The 16,256-nt window shown below is 58.8% G+C and carries 17 protein-coding genes and 2 pseudogenes; 12 read left to right on the top strand and 7 right to left on the bottom strand.

What is annotated here, in order from left to right; genetic code table 11:
• Positions 1-7 precede the first annotated feature (7 nt).
• A pseudogene (locus K5E37_RS12775) lies at positions 8-993 on the top strand (hypothetical protein).
• 3 nt (positions 994-996) lie between these two features.
• On the opposite strand, the gene K5E37_RS12770 reads toward K5E37_RS12775, so the two are convergent.
• From K5E37_RS12770 to K5E37_RS12760, 3 genes are all read right to left on the bottom strand, one after another.
• Complete coding sequence (locus K5E37_RS12770; protein ID WP_221534002.1) at positions 997-2,187, bottom strand: hypothetical protein; 1,191 nt, start codon at positions 2,185-2,187, stop codon at positions 997-999.
• Positions 2,188-2,273: 86 nt separating this feature from the next.
• Positions 2,274-2,993, bottom strand: a complete 720-nt coding sequence (locus K5E37_RS12765) for a DUF6933 domain-containing protein (RefSeq protein WP_221534001.1) — start codon at positions 2,991-2,993, stop codon at positions 2,274-2,276.
• 58 nt (positions 2,994-3,051) lie between these two features.
• Positions 3,052-3,867 carry a sulfite exporter TauE/SafE family protein gene (locus tag K5E37_RS12760; RefSeq protein ID WP_221534000.1) on the bottom strand — a complete coding sequence of 272 codons (816 nt, stop codon included), beginning with the start codon at positions 3,865-3,867 and terminating at the stop codon, positions 3,052-3,054.
• 112 nt (positions 3,868-3,979) lie between these two features.
• Between K5E37_RS12760 and K5E37_RS12755 the strand changes: the two genes are divergently transcribed.
• The 3 genes from K5E37_RS12755 to K5E37_RS12745 all read left to right on the top strand — a co-directional run bounded on the left by K5E37_RS12755 (position 3,980) and on the right by K5E37_RS12745 (position 5,522).
• Complete coding sequence (locus K5E37_RS12755; protein ID WP_221533999.1) at positions 3,980-4,747, top strand: helix-turn-helix transcriptional regulator; 768 nt, start codon at positions 3,980-3,982, stop codon at positions 4,745-4,747.
• Positions 4,748-4,840: 93 nt separating this feature from the next.
• Complete coding sequence (locus K5E37_RS12750) at positions 4,841-5,158, top strand: XRE family transcriptional regulator (RefSeq protein ID WP_221533998.1); 318 nt, start codon at positions 4,841-4,843, stop codon at positions 5,156-5,158.
• 43 nt (positions 5,159-5,201) lie between these two features.
• Entirely contained in the window at positions 5,202-5,522 is a 321-nt protein-coding gene (locus K5E37_RS12745) for a helix-turn-helix domain-containing protein (protein WP_221533997.1), read from the top strand.
• Positions 5,523-5,571: 49 nt separating this feature from the next.
• On the opposite strand, the gene K5E37_RS12740 is transcribed toward K5E37_RS12745, so the two are convergent.
• A complete protein-coding gene (locus K5E37_RS12740; RefSeq protein ID WP_221533996.1) occupies positions 5,572-7,089 on the bottom strand; it encodes an amidase family protein in 1,518 nt (505 codons plus the stop codon).
• Between the two features lie 112 nt (positions 7,090-7,201).
• Positions 7,202-8,275: an MBL fold metallo-hydrolase gene (locus K5E37_RS12735; RefSeq protein ID WP_221533995.1), complete on the bottom strand. Its 1,074-nt coding sequence runs from the start codon at positions 8,273-8,275 to the stop codon at positions 7,202-7,204.
• Positions 8,276-8,489: 214 nt separating this feature from the next.
• Between K5E37_RS12735 and K5E37_RS12730 the strand changes: the two genes are divergently transcribed.
• The 4 genes and pseudogenes from K5E37_RS12730 (at position 8,490) to K5E37_RS29700 (ending at position 11,792) form a co-directional block, all read left to right on the top strand.
• Positions 8,490-9,098: a TetR/AcrR family transcriptional regulator gene (locus K5E37_RS12730; RefSeq protein WP_007951079.1), complete on the top strand. Its 609-nt coding sequence runs from the start codon at positions 8,490-8,492 to the stop codon at positions 9,096-9,098.
• 146 nt (positions 9,099-9,244) lie between these two features.
• Positions 9,245-10,297: a diguanylate cyclase gene (locus tag K5E37_RS12725; protein WP_045121640.1), complete on the top strand. Its 1,053-nt coding sequence runs from the start codon at positions 9,245-9,247 to the stop codon at positions 10,295-10,297.
• A gap of 175 nt (positions 10,298-10,472) precedes the next feature.
• Positions 10,473-11,246 (top strand): annotated as a pseudogene (locus tag K5E37_RS29705) (PAS domain-containing protein); the annotation flags it as partial.
• 87 nt (positions 11,247-11,333) lie between these two features.
• The gene (locus K5E37_RS29700) at positions 11,334-11,792 is read left to right on the top strand and encodes a methyl-accepting chemotaxis protein (RefSeq protein WP_409348064.1); all 459 of its coding nucleotides are present in this window, start codon (positions 11,334-11,336) and stop codon (positions 11,790-11,792) included.
• 6 nt (positions 11,793-11,798) lie between these two features.
• Here K5E37_RS29700 and K5E37_RS12715 read toward each other — a convergent pair whose 3' ends face one another.
• Positions 11,799-12,740, bottom strand: a complete 942-nt coding sequence (locus K5E37_RS12715) for a LysR family transcriptional regulator (protein WP_007951082.1) — start codon at positions 12,738-12,740, stop codon at positions 11,799-11,801.
• A 15-nt stretch (positions 12,741-12,755) separates the two neighbouring features.
• On the opposite strand from K5E37_RS12715, the gene K5E37_RS12710 reads away from it, so the two are divergent.
• Both K5E37_RS12710 and K5E37_RS12705 read left to right on the top strand, forming a co-directional pair.
• Positions 12,756-13,463, top strand: a complete 708-nt coding sequence (locus K5E37_RS12710) for a CTP synthase (protein WP_221533993.1) — start codon at positions 12,756-12,758, stop codon at positions 13,461-13,463.
• Positions 13,460-13,774, top strand: coding sequence for an antibiotic biosynthesis monooxygenase (locus K5E37_RS12705; RefSeq protein WP_221533992.1), 315 nt, complete (start codon positions 13,460-13,462; stop codon positions 13,772-13,774). The genes K5E37_RS12710 and K5E37_RS12705 overlap by 4 nt, the downstream gene beginning before the upstream one ends.
• 127 nt (positions 13,775-13,901) lie before the next feature.
• Here K5E37_RS12705 and K5E37_RS12700 read toward each other — a convergent pair whose 3' ends face one another.
• Positions 13,902-14,228, bottom strand: a complete 327-nt coding sequence (locus K5E37_RS12700) for a DUF2025 family protein (protein WP_064598843.1) — start codon at positions 14,226-14,228, stop codon at positions 13,902-13,904.
• 217 nt (positions 14,229-14,445) lie between these two features.
• Here K5E37_RS12700 and K5E37_RS12695 point away from each other — a divergent pair, with 217 nt between their 5' ends.
• On the top strand, positions 14,446-15,573 hold the full coding sequence (locus tag K5E37_RS12695) for a glycerophosphodiester phosphodiesterase (RefSeq protein WP_221533991.1): 1,128 nt from the start codon (positions 14,446-14,448) through the stop codon (positions 15,571-15,573).
• Entirely contained in the window at positions 15,573-16,256 is a 684-nt protein-coding gene (locus K5E37_RS12690; RefSeq protein WP_221533990.1) for a helix-turn-helix domain-containing protein, read from the top strand. Before K5E37_RS12695 ends, K5E37_RS12690 begins: the two co-directional genes overlap by 1 nt.

Here is a 16,256-nt window from a genome sequence, read left to right as displayed (position 1 = left end):
CCCCACCATGAAATTCGACCTCGCCTACTGCCTCAGCCTCGACGACAAGTTGTCGATCTATGACGTTCGCGATCTCAATTTCGATGAGACGGTGGCGTTCGATTCTGCGAAGGAACACTTCCAGTGCCCCAACGACGCCTGTCGTTCGGCGTTCGATGCTTCCGACGAGTTGGGCACGTTCAACGCCAAGAACGTGAATTACGTGCGTACGCCGCACTTCAAGAATCTGCCCGGTACGCAGCATGTGGCGGGTTGTCCGTATGTGAGTTTGAAGACGTCGGCGTCGGGGGTTGAGGCGGCGGATGGGGAATCGGATGACGGGCGGGAGGGCATTTTCCGTCTGAGTTGTTGCTGACGCGTCGTGAGTATGTGCGCAAGCCTGCCGCGCCATTGGGGGCGGCGGATGTGTTGTGGGATGATCCGGTGCGAGTGGCGACTAATCCCTCAAAAGAATCGCCGAGTCGTGAGACGGCGCCGGACAAGACCAGTGTCTTCGCTCACCCCGTGGAGTGTTTTGTGTCGAACTTCGCGGACAAGGAATTGCTCAAGCGTATGCCGTTGAAGATTGGTGAGCATACGGCGCCGTACAGTTCGTTCTTCAAGAAGATCGAGTATTTGATGGACAACAAGGGGCTGATTTACTGGGGCCGGATCAAGAAGATCGAGGACTTTCACAGCGCCAGTTTCCGGATCGATTTCGAGGACAAGGTCTGGTTCAAGAAGCCGGATGACAGCAAGAAGAAGCCTTATCCGGTCAGTGTCTATCTCAACAAAAAGCTGATCGACAACTACCGCAAGCGCAAGGCGTTTCTGGAAGAGATCAAGCACGCCATTGATAGCGACAAGGAGTTGTTTTGCTTCTTCTATGGAGTGACGCCGGAGTTGAAGCAGGTGCCGGGCAAGAAGAACCCCGAAAAGCCTTTCGAGGTCTTCAATGCCAATATCGAGAACCTGGATCACTTCATCATTCGTGAAGCGCCGGGTCTGGCGTGATGGTTAGCCTTGGGGCAGTTGCAGTTGGACGGCGCCGGGGTGTTGTTTGATGAGGGAGTACGGCAGGACTGACCAGTCTGGCCTATCGCAAGAGCGTTGTACGCGGGCGAAGTAGGCGCCCAGGTACAAACCTTTCGCGGTGAAGTACCACGGCGAAGAACCCCAAACGCTTTCTTCCGTGAAGTCGCAATCGTCATCTTGCGTCGGTTTCTTCATTTCTGCGGGGTACAGAGCGGTGAATTGCTTGATCAGCCAAGGCACCAGGTCTTTGTTTTCATACTGATAACGCGCGTCACTTTCGGCTTGGCTCAAGGGTTTGTCACCCAGACTGTCTCGTTCGGCATGCAGCAGTGGCTTGCCCTCACCTACCCACAACACATCTTCGAGTGATAACGGATGGCCTGTGCTTACATCAATGTTGAGGGGTGAATCACCGAAGTCCGGATGCGCGCCACCGCAGAAATAGCTGGTCGAGATGTTCAGGCTGACCACGGCTGGCGAAATCATTTTGGGTTCTGCGTCCTGCATGAACTCGACGTATTCCCCGCCCTGCAGTTGGCAACCGTGATAGCGGATGACCTCATTCCACAGCCGTCCAAGCAACTGCTGGTTAACCCGTTGCAGATCGTCTTTTGGCAGACCGGACTCTACGCTGAACAGCGAAATCTTTGACTCCGGCTCTGTCCACCATTGCAGGGTGTAACCCATGAAGTCTTGTTTCTTCAGCGGTTTGAGCTTGAGCCCCTGTAGTCGCAAATATTCATACGGCTCGCCGTTTGGCAGCGCGGCGATGAAGGGCAGCGTAGAAGTTGTCGGCGCTGGAATCCTGGCCTCGGAAAGTTGCACTGAAAGCTTCTTGCCCTTCGGACTTTGCCACTCGCCCTGCCAGCCAGTGGCAGTTTCTTCCAGTTTCAAAGTTGGCAGTGGCTTGTCGTCGCTGTAGCGATTGTTGCCTTCGACCAGCGTCAGAGTGCTGTCCTGCAATGACCCGCTGAGGGGCAGGTCCCGATGGTATTTCTCGTAGAAGTAACGACCGGTCACTTCATCCGGATTCTGGGTATTGATCTCGACCACAATCGGCGTCTTGCCCAGCGTGCCGGTGAACACACGTCTGCCGTCGTCAGCCTGAGCGGTGGAAAGCAGTGAAAACAGCACGGCGGTATATGGCGCCAGGCGCAACAGTCCCTTGAGCATGGATCGATCCCTGAGTGAGTCGGAGGTCGCGCCGGGACGTGAGTGCCGGCGCTGGTGAATGCGGGGCGGATTATGGCTAGGGTTGCTTAAGTAATCGAGTTTCGTCGGTTGTATTCTTCCAGCCAGGCTGCGCGCTCGACTGCTGCGATCTCCCGATACACTTGCTTGCGCCGGTCCTTGGCCGCTTGAACTTCGTCCTCATCCAGAGCGCAATAACGACGAAGCCAATGAACGGTCATTTCCTCATCCGGATAGTAGTAACCCTTGACGCCCTTGCTGTTTCTCGGGGTGTCGTTCATCTGCGCATCGAACACCATGGCTGCGACTTCATCAGGCGGTAAACAACCGGCTCCTGCGGCCTTGTCCTGGAAGATCCAGGCAATTTCATCGATGTGTTTCTGTGCGCTGCGATGGCTGCGGCGATAGAACTGCTGCGGTCGACACATCCACTGGAATCGCTCAATCAACGGTTCAATATCAATCCACTCGGAGAGCCCGTGATGGGTTGCATGAAGCATTACACCGTTGAACCAGCGATCAGCGAATTGCCCCACAAATGCATCCAGATCGGCCTTTTTCATGTCGGCGAAAACCATGCAATAGCGAGTCTTGATATGCATGGCGAACAGTACATGCTTTCGTTGCACGGTGATCGCATGCACCAGCCACTGTTCGACACCACTGTCCATCTCATCATCTTCGATGGTTGATGATGGCGGGGCGAAATCCACCGGGGTGATCTTTTTGCCCTGGTGGACACGACTGAAGAACTTGCTGGCGGCTTCGGTGCAGTTGAAGATCAGCATCCTTGATCTCTAATAAATAATCGGGAGGATCGAACATGGGGGGACTGTCGATACACGACTACTTCACCGACATTACCACCATCACAATAACCAACAATCCAATATAAACCCAAGCATGCACCCGATCCGGTATCCGCCCGATCCACGGCGTGGCCAGTCGAATCCCTAGCATCGAGCCCAGCGTCAGCACCGCAAACGCCAGCAGATCCACATACCCGATAAACCATGGCCCCAAGTCGGTCTCGCTGAAACCGGCAAGCGCCATGTAAGTCAGTGTGCCCGCCAGTGCCACCGGCACGCTCAGCGGATTGGCCATCGACGTCGCCTGCGACATGCTCAACCCGCAACGCCGCAACAACGGCACGGTCATGACGCTTCCTCCTACGCCGAGAAAGGTTGCGATGGCGCCAATGCCTACACCGCCGCCGGACGTTTCCAGTGTTCCCAATCGCCGTGGGATGGCGCCTTCGGACTGCGTAAGAAATCCGCGTCGCAGCAGGCAATCGACAATCGTCACGCCGAGGTAGGCGATGAAGGCATAACGAATGACTTCGCCGCTGACCCACACCGCTGCAATTGCGCCAACGACCGCGCCCACCCCGATGAACCCTCCCAAAGGCCACAGGTAATCACGGATGAGGTTGCCGGCGCGACGATGTTTGCCGGTGGCGATCAGGGCGTTGACGATCATCACGCAGGTCGAGGTGGCGACGGCGATGTGCATGGAGGACTGGCTGATCGGGTCGTCGGCGCCGTGGTTCGCGGTGAGCATGCGGTACAGCAGTGGCACGACGACGAAGCCGCCGCCGAAGCCGAAGAGCACGGCGGTGACGCCGGTTAGGCAGCCGAAGAGTGTCAGCAGGAGGTAGAACATGGCGTGTCGTCCGTTGTTTGGGAGCGGTCGACGATAGAGCGGCGGCGCTTGGCCTGCTTCAGCAAGTCAGCCAATAATGTTTGCGTTTACGCCAACTGCTGGGTGCCGCTCGATGCACAATGTTTCGATCAATCTGCTGGATGACACGCCGCGCCCGGTGGTGGCGATCGGTACGGATTATTCCCACGGCTATCTGTTGCCACGTCATACGCATCGGCGGGCGCAATTGTTGTACGGCGCGACCGGGGTGATGCAGGTCAGCACGCATGATGGCAACTGGGTGGTGCCGCCGCAGCGAGCGGTGTGGATTCCGCCGGGAGTGGCGCATGAGGTGTTGATGCTCGGGGTCAGCACTCGCAGTTTGTATATCGAGCCGGGGGCAGTGGATCTGGGTGAGCGTTGCCAGGTGATCAGTGTGTCGCCGTTGATGCGGCACTTGCTGATGGAAGCCGTGGAGTTGCCGCTGACCTATGACCTTGCCGGGCGTGACGGCGTGCTGGTCGATTTGTTGCTGCATGAATTGGTGCGCAGTGCACCACTTCCGTTGCATATCCCGCTGCCGCCTGACGGAAGACTGCTCGAACTTTGTCAGACCTTTCTGCATCAGCCGAATGCCCACCAATCACCCCAGCATTGGGCCGATCAGCTGCACGTAAGCTTACGCACCTTCAACAGACTGTTTCGTCAGCAGACCGGCCTGAGTTTCAGTCAATGGCGTCAGCGCGCCTGCGTGGTATTGGCGCTGGCACGACTGGCGGCGGGTGAAGCGGTGACGCGGATTGCCCTGGATTTCGGCTATGACAGCCCGGCGGCGTTCTCGACGATGTTCCGTCGGATCCTCGGTCAGGCACCGTCCGTCTGGTTGGAGGCGGCGAACTAGGGCAAATCAAAAAATGCGTTTGATCCCGGCCGAAAACAACTGTACAAAAACACAGTACATTTTCCATCAGCACTCTCGAGCCCGGAGCACACCATGGCCTCTTCAGCGATGAACCTCATCCTCGAACGTATCGCCCTTTTCCAGTTCACCCCGACCCATTGCGCCCAGGCCCGAGGGATGTTGGGCTGGAGCGTTGAACAGTTGTCGCGAGAGGCCAAGGTTTCAGTAGACGACATTCAGCGATTCGAAGCGCAGCAGGACGTGGCGGATGAGGTGCGGCTGGCGTTGACCTATCGGTTTGAGGCGCAGGGGTTGGTGTTCTTTCCGGGGTTTGCTCCGGGGCGTGGGGGGAATGTCAGAGGTGCGATGCCCACGTCGGTTGATCGCGAAACTTATGCAATGGCTGATTGAAAAGACCCGTTGAGGTCGGCCCACACGCGGAAGGAACTCGAAATTGATTGGAATCGAAGAAAGCAGCGGGAACATCTACGAGGATCTAGAGATACCAAACGCCAATGAGATGAGGATCAAGTCACAGCTTTCCGCAAAGATCGGTGAAATCATCAAAGCGCGTCATCTCACTCAATCTAAAGCTTCTGAAATCCTAGGGCTGTCACAACCCAAGCTGTCCGAAATGCTGAGAGGAAAATTCCGCGGCATCAGTGAAGCCAAGATGATGGAATGCCTTTCCCTCCTTGGCCGAGATGTGCAGATTGTGATCAAACCGGCCCCCCGCTCTCGCAAAGAGGGCCGAATTGAGGTGGTGTTCGCTTGATACGGCAGTGCTTCAAATATTCGAAGACAACACAGTGCCAGCAAGGTGTTTAATCCTTGAACCCCGGATGACGCAGTTCCATCGAAGCCTGTTCGTAGCTGTACGCCATGGCAAACAACTGTGGCTCGCTCCACTGCTGGCCGTAAAAGAATACGGAGGTCGGCGTGTCGTCATCACTTATGCCCGAGGGCAAGGTGATTGCCGGGTAGCCTGCGGTGGCGGCAGAGAACTGGGAAAAGCCGTCCGATTCGGCGAACAGGGCATCCAGATTGTGCTCACGCACCTGCTCATCGATAGCGTCTTTGAAGTTCTGGCTGATGGTAGTAATCAGTGCGGTCGCGTCCTGATGGGAAAGCGCCGACGCGTTGATGGCCTCCAGCATCTGCTGGCCGTGTTGCTCCTCACCGGGGTTGGCCTGGTTGAAGTCGATCAGCGTCTGTAATGAATTGATCGGCAGTCCCTGGCGGCTGGCGAGATATTCGGGTAGTTCGTGCTTCATGCCACCCATCAGGCCGTTAACGTAGTCATCGATGTCCGGAAGACGCACAGTCAGCGGGACCAGCGTAGCGCCCTGCTCTTCCAGGGTGGCCATGGCGGCAAGCATCTCCAGACTCGGGTTCAGTACGGTATCGTGGGACCCGGTGTACGCAACCGGATAACCGATCCGTTTGCCTTGCAAGGCTTCACTGGAAAGCAGTGCGGTGTAGTCAACGCCAGTTGGGGCATCGGCAGTCGCGCTGTCCGAGGCGTCAATGCCTTGCATGACATTGAACAGCAGCGCGGCATCCCGCACGGTGCGGGTCAGCGTGCCCGGCGTGTCTTGCAGGCGGGTAATCGGCACGATGCCGGAACGACTGAACAACCCCAGCGTCGGTTTGACGCCAACCACACCGGTGGCCGACGCCGGGCAACTGATCGAACCATTGGTTTCAGTTCCCAACGCCAGCGGAGTGAAACCGGCGGCGACCGCTGCCGCCGGGCCGGAACTGGAACCACAGGTGCTTTCACTCAGCACATGAGGATTTCTCCCTTGGCCGCCGCGCCCGCTCCACCCCAAGGGCACGGCCATATCACGCATCCCTGACCACTCGCTCATGTTGGCCTTGCCCAAAAGAATGGCGCCGGCATCGCGCAGTTGTTTAACCGTAAATGCATCTTGAGCTGCCGGTTGCCCGACCATGGCCAACGAGCCGGCACTGGTTTGCATGCTGTCGGCAGTATCGAAGTTGTCCTTCAACAGAACAGGAATGCCATGCAGCGGACCACGGAGTTTGCCTTGCGCACGCTCTTCATCCATCGCGGTCGCGATGTCGAGAGCCTGAGGGTTCATTTCGATGATGGCGTTGAGTGTCGGGCCTTGCTTGTCCAGATCCGCAATGCGCGTGATCAGATGTTGAACCAGTGCGACCGAGGTCAGTTCGTTGCTGACCATCATTGCACTCAGCTCGCTGGCGCTGGCGTATTCAAGTGTTGCACTGGAGGGCGCCGCGAAAGCGGCGCTGCTGGTCAGCGAAAGCAGGATGGCCTGCGCCAGCGTGTTCGCGCTGCGTTTAAAGCGAATTTTCATTTTCTAGTCCTTGTTTAAGCCAATCACGAGTGAGTCATTTCACTCGCGACCAAGCCTACCGAAGCCGCAGGAAACGGCTGTCAGCAACAAGAACCAGTGCTGGTAGGAAAACTCACCCAGCCTTGTAGCCGCTACAAGCAACGCGCCCTTTTTCTGACATCTCTTGTTCCATTTCCAACCACCACGCTTCCCCTCGTTGCGGTTGCATCAGGTTGAATGCCTCGCCCATTTTCGGCGTGGTGATCGACACGCTGCGCTCCCAGGCCAAAGCAAGAATGCGGTCGAAGGGCTCATGCCAGGCGTGCATTGCCAGGTCGAACGTGCCGTTGTGGATCGGGAACAGCCAGCGGCCCTTGAGGTCGATGTGGGCCTGCAACGTTTCTTCCGGTTGCATGTGCACGTAAGGCCACTCGACGTTGTAGGCCCCCGTCTCCATCAGGGTCAGATCGAAGGGACCGAACTGTTCACCAATGCGTTTAAAACCGTCGAAGTAGCCACTGTCACCGCTGAAGAAAATTCGCGTGTCGCCGTCGATGATCACCCAGGAAGCCCACAGGGTCTGGTTGCCATCGAACAGGCCACGTCCGGAGAAGTGTTGTGACGGGGTGGCGATGAAGCGGATGCCGGCGACTTCGGTGCCCTGCCACCAGTCGAACTGACGGATCTTGCTGGCATCGATGCCCCATTTGATCAGCGTGTCGCCGACGCCCAGCGGGGTGAGGAACACGTTGACCTTGTCCGCGAGTTTCAACACCGCTTCGTAGTCGAGGTGATCGTAGTGGTTGTGCGACAGGATCACCGCTTCGATAGGTGGCAACTCGTCGATGCTGATCGGAGGCTGGTGGAAGCGTTTCGGGCCGGCCCATTGCACGGGCGAGGCGCGCTCGGCGAACACCGGATCGGTAATCCAGAACTTGTCCTGCAGCTTCAGCAGTAGGGTCGAGTGACCGAGGCGATAGACGCTGTGGTTGGGCGCCGCGATCAGATCCGCGCGGGTCAGTGGCTGCACCGGAATGGCCGCCGCCGGCCGGGTGTTGCGCGGTTTGTGGAAGATCATGTTCCACATGATCCGCAGCATCTTGCGCACACCTTCGCGCTGCACCGGCGCGTGGTTGCGGAATACACCTTCGGCCTGACGCGAAGGTTCAGGGGTTTGACTGCCCGCAGAAGCAATGGATTTGGCCATGATTGAATGACTCCGGAAACACCGCGCAATTCACGGCTTTCCACGGTGGGACGATAAATGGCCAAGGCACGCACGCATCAGCCGGACATCTGGTTTTAGGTTGCACCGATTAACGCAACATTACACTGATCGGTGTAGTTTCTAGGTTGCATCAAACCTGATGACAAGTAAACTGCCGAGTGTAATTTCACCCTTTTTCTGCCGAATCGAATTTATGACAGCTCCCCAGCGCCTCACCGACCGTAAACGCGAAGCCATCATCCAGGCCGCGATCGCCGAATTCCGTACCAACGGTTTCGAGGTCACCAGCATGGACAAGATCGCGGCCACTGCCGGGGTGTCGAAGCGCACGGTGTACAACCATTTTCCGAGCAAGGAAGAGCTGTTCGCCGAAATTCTCAATCAGTTGTGGGCACGAATCAGCACCGAGCAAGCCGTGTCGTATCAGCCTGATCAGCCCTTGCGCGATCAATTGCGAACGATGCTGCTGGCCAAACTGCAGATGATGGCGGACGACAATTTCATGAACCTGGCCCGTGTCGCTATCGCGGCTGCGATCCACTCGCCGGAGCGTGCGCAGAACATGGTGGCGCGTATGGGCGAACGTGAGGAAAGCGTGACCGTGTGGATTCGCGCGGCCCAGGCGGACGGTCGGCTGAAACCGGTCGATCCGGAATTCGCCGCGCATCAGGTGCAGGGGCTGTTGAAGACGTTTGCCTTCTGGCCGCAGATCTCCATGGGCCAGCCCTCGCTCGACAGCACCACGCAAAATGCCGTGGTCGATTCTGCACTGGATATGTTTCTGGCCTGCTATCAGCTCTAGACAAGGCCTGCGCCACGGTAAATGGCTCACAAGGACACTGAATTTTCCCGCTGGAATAAATGACAATGTCTGTCATTGGCCGATGAACGGTCTGTCTGAAGTATTACACTGCAAAGTGTTTCAGAATGAATCTGGCGCAGAACATCATGGAAAACCAACGCGGCAAAGGCTTGTCATTCGCCAGGCGCATTTATTTGCCACGGGCCATTGGATTGGGCATCGGTTTTTTCAGTGTCGGGGCCGCGCTGTATCCGTTGAACATGCCGGGCTGGCTCTGGGCGTTGTTGCTGTTCAACGGTTTTCTCTGGCCGCACGTGGCCTATCAATGCTCGACCCGCTCGGCTTTCCCCTATCGTGCCGAACGCCGCAACCTGCTCTATGACTCGGTGTGCGGCGGTTTCTGGACCGCGTGTTTCCAGTTCAATCCGCTGACCACCGTGACCATCCTGTCGATGATGACCATGAACAACGTGGCCGCCGGCGGCCAGCGTCTGTTCCTGCTCGGCGCTCTCGCGCAGGTAATCGGCGTGCTGCTGGGCTGGTCGGTGTTCGGTGTCAATTTCACCCTGACGGCCACGCAGACTCAGGTCTGGGCCTGCCTGCCGATGCTGACCCTTTATCCGCTGGCACTGGGCATGGTCTGTTACCGGCTGGCGATCAAACTCGCCGAACACAAACGCACCCTGAGCGCCCTGAGCCGTACCGACAGCCTGACCGGCCTGCTCAACCACGGCGCCTGGAAAGACCTGCTGCACCTCAAGTTTCAGCAGTGCCGGCAGCACAATTCCCAAGCCATTCTGGCGCTGATCGACATCGATCATTTCAAGTCGATCAACGACAGTTACGGACACATCGTCGGCGATGCCGTGCTGCGACAATTGAGTCGCGAGCTGAAATTCGTGCTCGACGAAAGCGAGCTGGCCGGACGTTATGGCGGCGACGAATTCTGCGTGATCCTGCCCAACCTGCCACTGAACAAGGCCGAAGCGCTGATGGAGCAATTGCGTGAAGGAATGGATCGATACCGTCATCCCGACGTCCCCGAGCTACGCGTCAGCCTGAGTATCGGCCTCGCCCGTTATCAGTCCGTCTACGCCGACGCCCTCGAGTGGTTCGACGATTCCGACAAGGCGCTGTACAGCGCAAAACACGCGGGACGAAACACGATCAGCGTCGCGTTGAGCCGCTCAACCGCCTGAAAAAACTTGTACAAACTGGAGAAATATCGATTTCTTGTACAACTTTATAAAGTTTTGTATAAGTGAATCCGTCAGCCTGGATGCTGGCACACTGCTGCTAATCATCAGCACGTCCGGCTAGCCGGCGCGGGAACAGGGACCCAACCTTCAGCCCTATTTCCAGAGTGCCGCCAGCATGTTTTTCAACCGCCACAAGTCCGCCCTCGACGCTCTCCAAAACACCATTACCGAACAGACCGGCCTGCTGGAAGCGATAAACCGCTCCATGGCTGTGATCGAGTTCGATCTCGACGGCGTCGTGCTACGCGCCAACGACAATTTCCTGAACACCATGGGCTACAAGGCCGAACAAGTAATCGGTCAGCCCCATCGCCGCTTCTGCCCGCCCGAGATTGCCCGCAGCAGCCAGTACACCGAATTGTGGTCGAAGCTGAAAAACGGCCAGTTCCAGTCCGGCACTTTTGAACGGCTCGATAGCCAGGGCCGGCCAGTCTGGCTGGAAGCCAGTTATAACCCGATCAAGGATGCGTCTGGACGCGTGGTAAAAGTGGTCAAGTACGCCATGGACGTCACCGCCAAAGTTCAGCAGGAAAGTGAAGCCAACGCCAAGTTGCAGGCCATCGACCGCGCCATGGCAGTGATCGAATTCGACCTCGACGGCAGTATTCTCACGGCCAATCAGAATTTTCTGACGCGCATGGGTTACACACTCGCTGAGCTGAAGGGCAAACATCATCGGCTGTTCTGCCCTGCCGATCTGGTCAACAGCAGCGACTATCAGGACTTCTGGCGCCGATTGAATCAGGGCGAGTTTTTCCAGGGTCAATTCGAACGCATCGACAAACGCGGTCAGACCGTGTGGCTCGAAGCCAACTACAACCCTGTCTATGACGCCGCTGGCCGATTGTGCAAAGTGGTGAAGTTCGCCTCGGACGTCACCGCCCGCGTCGAGCAGCACGAGCAGGATGCACGCAGCGCCAGCGCCGCCTATCACATCTCCGTCGCCACCCGAAAAGTCGCCGAGCAAGGTACGCAAGTGATCCAGCAAGCGGCCAGTGAAATGCGCGACATCGCCGACGACATTGCCGAATCCTCGACCTTGATCGCGCAACTGGGCGAGCGCTCCGAACAGATCACCGCCATCGTCAACACCATCCGCGCGATTGCCGATCAGACCAACCTGCTGGCCCTGAATGCTGCCATCGAAGCCGCCCGTGCCGGCGAGCAGGGGCGCGGCTTTGCCGTGGTGGCCGATGAAGTGCGGCAGCTGGCGGCGCGCACCTCCGGCTCGACGGCAGAGATTTCCAACATGATCGGCCTGATCCAGAGCGAAACCCGTCAAGCGATCAAGAGCATGGACAGCACCCGTGGTCGCGCGGCGCAGGGTGTCGAACTGGCGGATCAGGCCGGCACGGTGATTCTGCAGATCCGGGACGGCGCCAGCGAAGCGGTGGAAGCCGTGAGCATGTTCGCCAATGACCGGGCGCCCGGTTAAACACGACTACGGCAAACGCAGCGCCCGCCCCAGTTCATCGAACAGCGTGACCACCGAGCGCAACGCGCGGCAGTCCGGGCGGGTCAGCAGCCACAGCGCGGTGTCGTAACTGTGCAAGGGCTCGCTCAGGGCTTGCAGCCCTTCGTTGATGAGAAAGTCCGGCAACGCCGCCACGCCCAGCCCCGCGCGGACCAGTTCGGTCACGGACAGCATGCTGTTGCAGCGATAGCTCGGTGTCACACCCGGCAACTGCTGACGACGCCAGGCGACGGTCGGGTGATCGGGCAGAAAGTCGTCCGGGGCGATCCAGGTCAGCGCTGCCAGATCGGCCGCTTCAACCTTTTGTAGATAACGCTGACTGGCGCAGACCCGGTAGGAAATCTTCGCCAGCTCCCGTCCGACCAGATGCTCCGGCGGTGTACGCGTCAGGCGCAGGGCGATGTCGGCATCGCGGCGGCTGAGGTTGGCGAAATCATTGGAAGTGCTCAGCTCGATGGTCAGCGCCGGATAGTTCGGCATGAACTGCGCCAGCGCCGGCAACAACAGACCCTGCAACACCGAGTCGGTGCAGGTCAGGCGCACCGTGCCGCTGACCACTTCGCCGCCCTGCTCCACTCCGATTCGCGCTGCTTCCAGTGCCTGTTCGGCGCGTTCGGCCTGCTCGGCCAGGGTTTGAGCGAGGCTGGTGGGCAAGTAACCGGAGCGGCCTTTTTCGAACAGTTGCTGACCGAGTGCGGCTTCCAGTCGGCGTACGGCGCGAAACACCGTCGATACATCGACCTTCAACAGCTGCGCGGCCCGGGCCAGAGAGCCTCCGCGCACTAAGGCGAGGATCAGGGCCAGATCCGGGAAATCCAGTTGGTATTGCGTGGCTGCATTGATCACTTGGGCAAACGCCAATTTAGAGTGCGTGAACGCCAATCTATAGTGAGCGTCATCCCTCAACAAGCACAGCGAGTACTCATGGAATCCAGAGCCCTGCGCATCGCCCTGATCGGTGATTTCGATCCGCAAGTCACCGCCCACCAAGCCATCCCGGTCGCCCTCGGACTGGCGGCGGAACACCTTCGCCGTCCGGTCGAATTCGAATGGTTGGCCACCGACCGAATCCTGCCCGAGACGCCGCTGGAACATTTCGACGGCTTCTGGTGTGTCCCGGCCAGCCCCTACAAAAGCGAAGACGGCGCCCTGCGGGCCATCCGTTTTGCCCGCGAGCAGCAGCGCCCTTTCCTCGGCACCTGCGGCGGTTTTCAACATACGGTGCTGGAGTTTTCCCGCCACGTGCTGGGCTGGGCCGACGCCGAACATGGCGAAACTTCACCTGACTCGAGCCGCGCGGTGCTCACACCGCTGACCTGCTCGCTGGTGGAAGCCGTGGACAGCATCCATCTGGTGCCCGGTTCGTTGATCGCCAGGGCGTACGAAACGTCGGAGATTCGCGAAGGCTATCGCTGCCGCTATGGTGTGAATCCGCAGTTCGAACGGGAGTTGCTGACCCATGAACTACACGCCGTGGGTCACGATTCGGCAGGCGATCTGCGCGCCATCGAACTGAAAAACCATGTGTTCTTTGTCGCCACGCTGTTCCAGCCGGAACGCGCAGCGCTCAAGGGGCAATTGCCACCGTTGGTGCGGGCGTTTGTTGAAGCCGGTCTGGAGCAATGTCGATGAAACCGAACACTGAGTGTTTCGCCGTGATCTTCACTTCGACCCGCACCGAAGGTGACAACGGCTACGCCGAAGCCTCCGAGCGCATGATGCAACTGGTGGCCGAGCAACCGGGGTTTCTCGGTATCGATTCGATCCGAGGCGCGGACGGGGTGGGGATTACGGTTTCGTACTGGGAGAGTGAGGCGGCGATTCTGGCCTGGCGCGAGCATCCGGAGCACCGGGTGATTCAGGCGCGTGGGCGGGCTGAATGGTATTCGGCGTTTCAGACGCGGGTGTGTCGGGTGGAGCGGGAGTATCGGTTTGGCCAGTGAGTACTAAGGTGTATTCACTGGCGTCATCGCGAGCAGGCTCGCTCCCACAGGGAGATTTGTGGACGCCACAGATCCATTGTGGGAGCCAGCCTGCTGGCGATGGCGGCAAATGAATCGCTGCGCAACCTCAGCCCTTCACCAGACTACGCACCGCCTCAATCTCCGGCACTTCGCGTTTATTCATATAAACGCGCAACGGCTCGGTAATGTTGATCCGGTCATCAATATTCTGATCCAGCAATAACTGGATCAGCTCACGCTTGAGGGTCATGGTCTGTTCGGTGGCTGGTGCCCAGACGAATTCGCTGCACGGAATGATGCCGTCATCGGCCACGTCCATTCCGAACGAATCCTCACTGAAGCGCACGATGTACTGGCCGGTCTTGCGGTTGAGGCCGACGAAGCCCTTGAGGTCGTCGGCCGCCTGGCAGATGAGTTGGGATGTGATGCGCATGGTAAACCTCACGAAAAGGATCGATGGTCTACACGCAGGGCAATGAGTGGCGCGCCCTCTGCCGGGGCGGTTGTCGTGGCCAAGCGTACTGCAAACAAACGCACAAAAGTGCGGAAATTTTCGCTTTCAGTACGTTTATGTCGGTCTTGCGATAGCACGTTTTCGTTTGAGTTGCTAAAAGGGACATCTTCGAAAATACCTGCGAAAGGACCTCGACATGCCCGCCACGTTCACCAAAAGCGCTCTGCTGCTGAGCCTGATGCTCGGCCTCGGCCAGGCCCACGCCGCCAGCCAGCCAAACCCTGTTGCGCTCGCTGCCTCCGAGGGCATTCCGCACCCGGCGGTGATCGCCCACCGTGGCGCGTCCTTCGATGCCCCTGAATCCACCGCCGCCTCCTACAAACTGGCCCGCGACCTGGGCGCCGATTACCTGGAAATGGACTTGCAGCGCAGCAAGGACGGCGTGCTGTTCGCCCTGCACGACGACAACCTGCAGCGCACCACCGACGTCGCCACCAAGTTCCCGGAGCGCAAGGACAGCCCGGCCAATGCCTTCACCATGGCCGAACTGAAAACCCTCGACGCCGGCAGCTGGTACAACGCCAAGTACCCGGATCGCGCCCGCCCGTCCTACGTCGGTCTGAAGATTCTGACCCTCGACGAAATCATCGACATCGCCCAGGCCAATCCGAAGCACAAGCCGGGCCTGTACATCGAAACCAAGGAGCCGAAGCTGTTCCCGGGGATCGAGCATGACCTGAAGGAAAAACTTCAGGCTCGCGGCTGGCTGATCCCGGCCGGCGCCAAACCGGCTAAAAACGTCGCCAGTGTCGGCGAAAGCAACGGCAAGGTGATCCTGCAGACCTTCGAGAAGAGCAGCCTTGAAATGCTGCAAAAGGAAATGCCGCAGGTGCCGAAGATCCTGTTGCTGTGGGTGGGCGAAGGCAGCATCGAGCCGAAATCCAAAGTGACCTTTGCCGAATCCGGCGAGAAGGACAAGAACGCGTTCTACGGCAAGCAGGAGCCGAAATCCGAAGCCGAGTTCAAGCAATGGATCGACTACGCCAAGGCCCAGGGTGCAATCGGCACCGGCCCTTCGGCGAAGCTGACCCACGGCGGCGATCAGAGCTATTCGGATCTGGTGCAGCCATGGATGAACAAATACACCCACGATCAGGGCCTGCTGGTGCACGTCTACACCGTGGATGAGCCGGTGGACTTCGAAAAAGTCATGGCTTCTGGCGTCGACGGCATCTTCACCAACCGCGCCAGCGAGCTGCTGAAATTCTACAAACGCCCGGCCGCCGCCAGTGTGGATCAGGTGTTGAAGAACAACGGCTTCTGATGCAACCGGACACCCCGTGGACAGGCCGCCTCTGGCTGGGGCACGACCATGGCCTGATCCACGGGATGTCGGGGCGCACGGCGCCCCACTCCCACTATGCCCACCAACTGATTCTTGCTCCTGACCGCCCGGTGACCGTGCTGGTCGAGGGCAACCCCGTCACCACTTCCCGCCTGCTGATTGCCTCGCAGACTCGGCATGCGATTGTCGAAGCGCCGGATCCGGTATTCACCATTTATGCCGAACCCTTGCGGTTCGATGCCGAGACATTGCGCGATGCGCTGTTCGACATCGAGTGGTCGCTGCCGGCGCTGGATCACGCCATCGGCCAATGCCCGCGCCGACCTCTGAACGACTCACGAATCGAACGAGCTCTCGCGACCGTCGACGCATCACTGTCGAGCAAAGTCGCCGCCAACACCGTGGCCGATTCCGCCCATGTTTCGCTGAGCCAGTTGCAGCGGTTGTTCGTCAGTCAGGTCGGTTTGCCGGTGCGACGGCTGGTGCTGTGGCGGCGATTACGGCTGGCGATGGCTGCGATTCTGGCGGGCAGCCCGGTGACCGATGCCGCCCACGCCGCCGGTTTTGCCGATTCGGCGCACTTCTCCCGCAGCCTGAAAAAACTCTTCGGCGTGACGGCGCGTCAGGCGTTACAGAACATCGAATTGCGCTTGCTGGACTGA

It is taken from the genome of Pseudomonas sp. RIT778 (genome assembly GCF_019718735.1).
Lineage (GTDB): Bacteria > Pseudomonadota > Gammaproteobacteria > Pseudomonadales > Pseudomonadaceae > Aquipseudomonas > Aquipseudomonas aphyarum.
The sequence above is the reverse complement of the archived record's forward strand: the minus strand, read 5'-3'. Positions and strand labels throughout refer to the sequence as shown.

Coding starts and splice junctions, on each gene's coding strand:
- K5E37_RS12705 (WP_221533992.1), top strand. CDS start 13,460: ATGAAACCGAACACTGAGTGTTTCGCCGTGATCTTCACTTCGACCCGC.
- K5E37_RS12760 (WP_221534000.1), bottom strand. CDS start 3,867: ATGTTCTACCTCCTGCTGACACTCTTCGGCTGCCTAACCGGCGTCACC.
- K5E37_RS12750 (WP_221533998.1), top strand. CDS start 4,841: ATGGCCTCTTCAGCGATGAACCTCATCCTCGAACGTATCGCCCTTTTC.
- K5E37_RS12695 (WP_221533991.1), top strand. CDS start 14,446: ATGCCCGCCACGTTCACCAAAAGCGCTCTGCTGCTGAGCCTGATGCTC.
- K5E37_RS12765 (WP_221534001.1), bottom strand. CDS start 2,993: ATGCTGATCTTCAACTGCACCGAAGCCGCCAGCAAGTTCTTCAGTCGT.
- K5E37_RS12700 (WP_064598843.1), bottom strand. CDS start 14,228: ATGCGCATCACATCCCAACTCATCTGCCAGGCGGCCGACGACCTCAAG.
- K5E37_RS12755 (WP_221533999.1), top strand. CDS start 3,980: ATGCACAATGTTTCGATCAATCTGCTGGATGACACGCCGCGCCCGGTG.
- K5E37_RS12710 (WP_221533993.1), top strand. CDS start 12,756: ATGGAATCCAGAGCCCTGCGCATCGCCCTGATCGGTGATTTCGATCCG.
- K5E37_RS12725 (WP_045121640.1), top strand. CDS start 9,245: ATGGAAAACCAACGCGGCAAAGGCTTGTCATTCGCCAGGCGCATTTAT.
- K5E37_RS12740 (WP_221533996.1), bottom strand. CDS start 7,089: ATGAAAATTCGCTTTAAACGCAGCGCGAACACGCTGGCGCAGGCCATC.
- K5E37_RS12690 (WP_221533990.1), top strand. CDS start 15,573: ATGCAACCGGACACCCCGTGGACAGGCCGCCTCTGGCTGGGGCACGAC.
- K5E37_RS12730 (WP_007951079.1), top strand. CDS start 8,490: ATGACAGCTCCCCAGCGCCTCACCGACCGTAAACGCGAAGCCATCATC.
- K5E37_RS12735 (WP_221533995.1), bottom strand. CDS start 8,275: ATGGCCAAATCCATTGCTTCTGCGGGCAGTCAAACCCCTGAACCTTCG.
- K5E37_RS12770 (WP_221534002.1), bottom strand. CDS start 2,187: ATGCTCAAGGGACTGTTGCGCCTGGCGCCATATACCGCCGTGCTGTTT.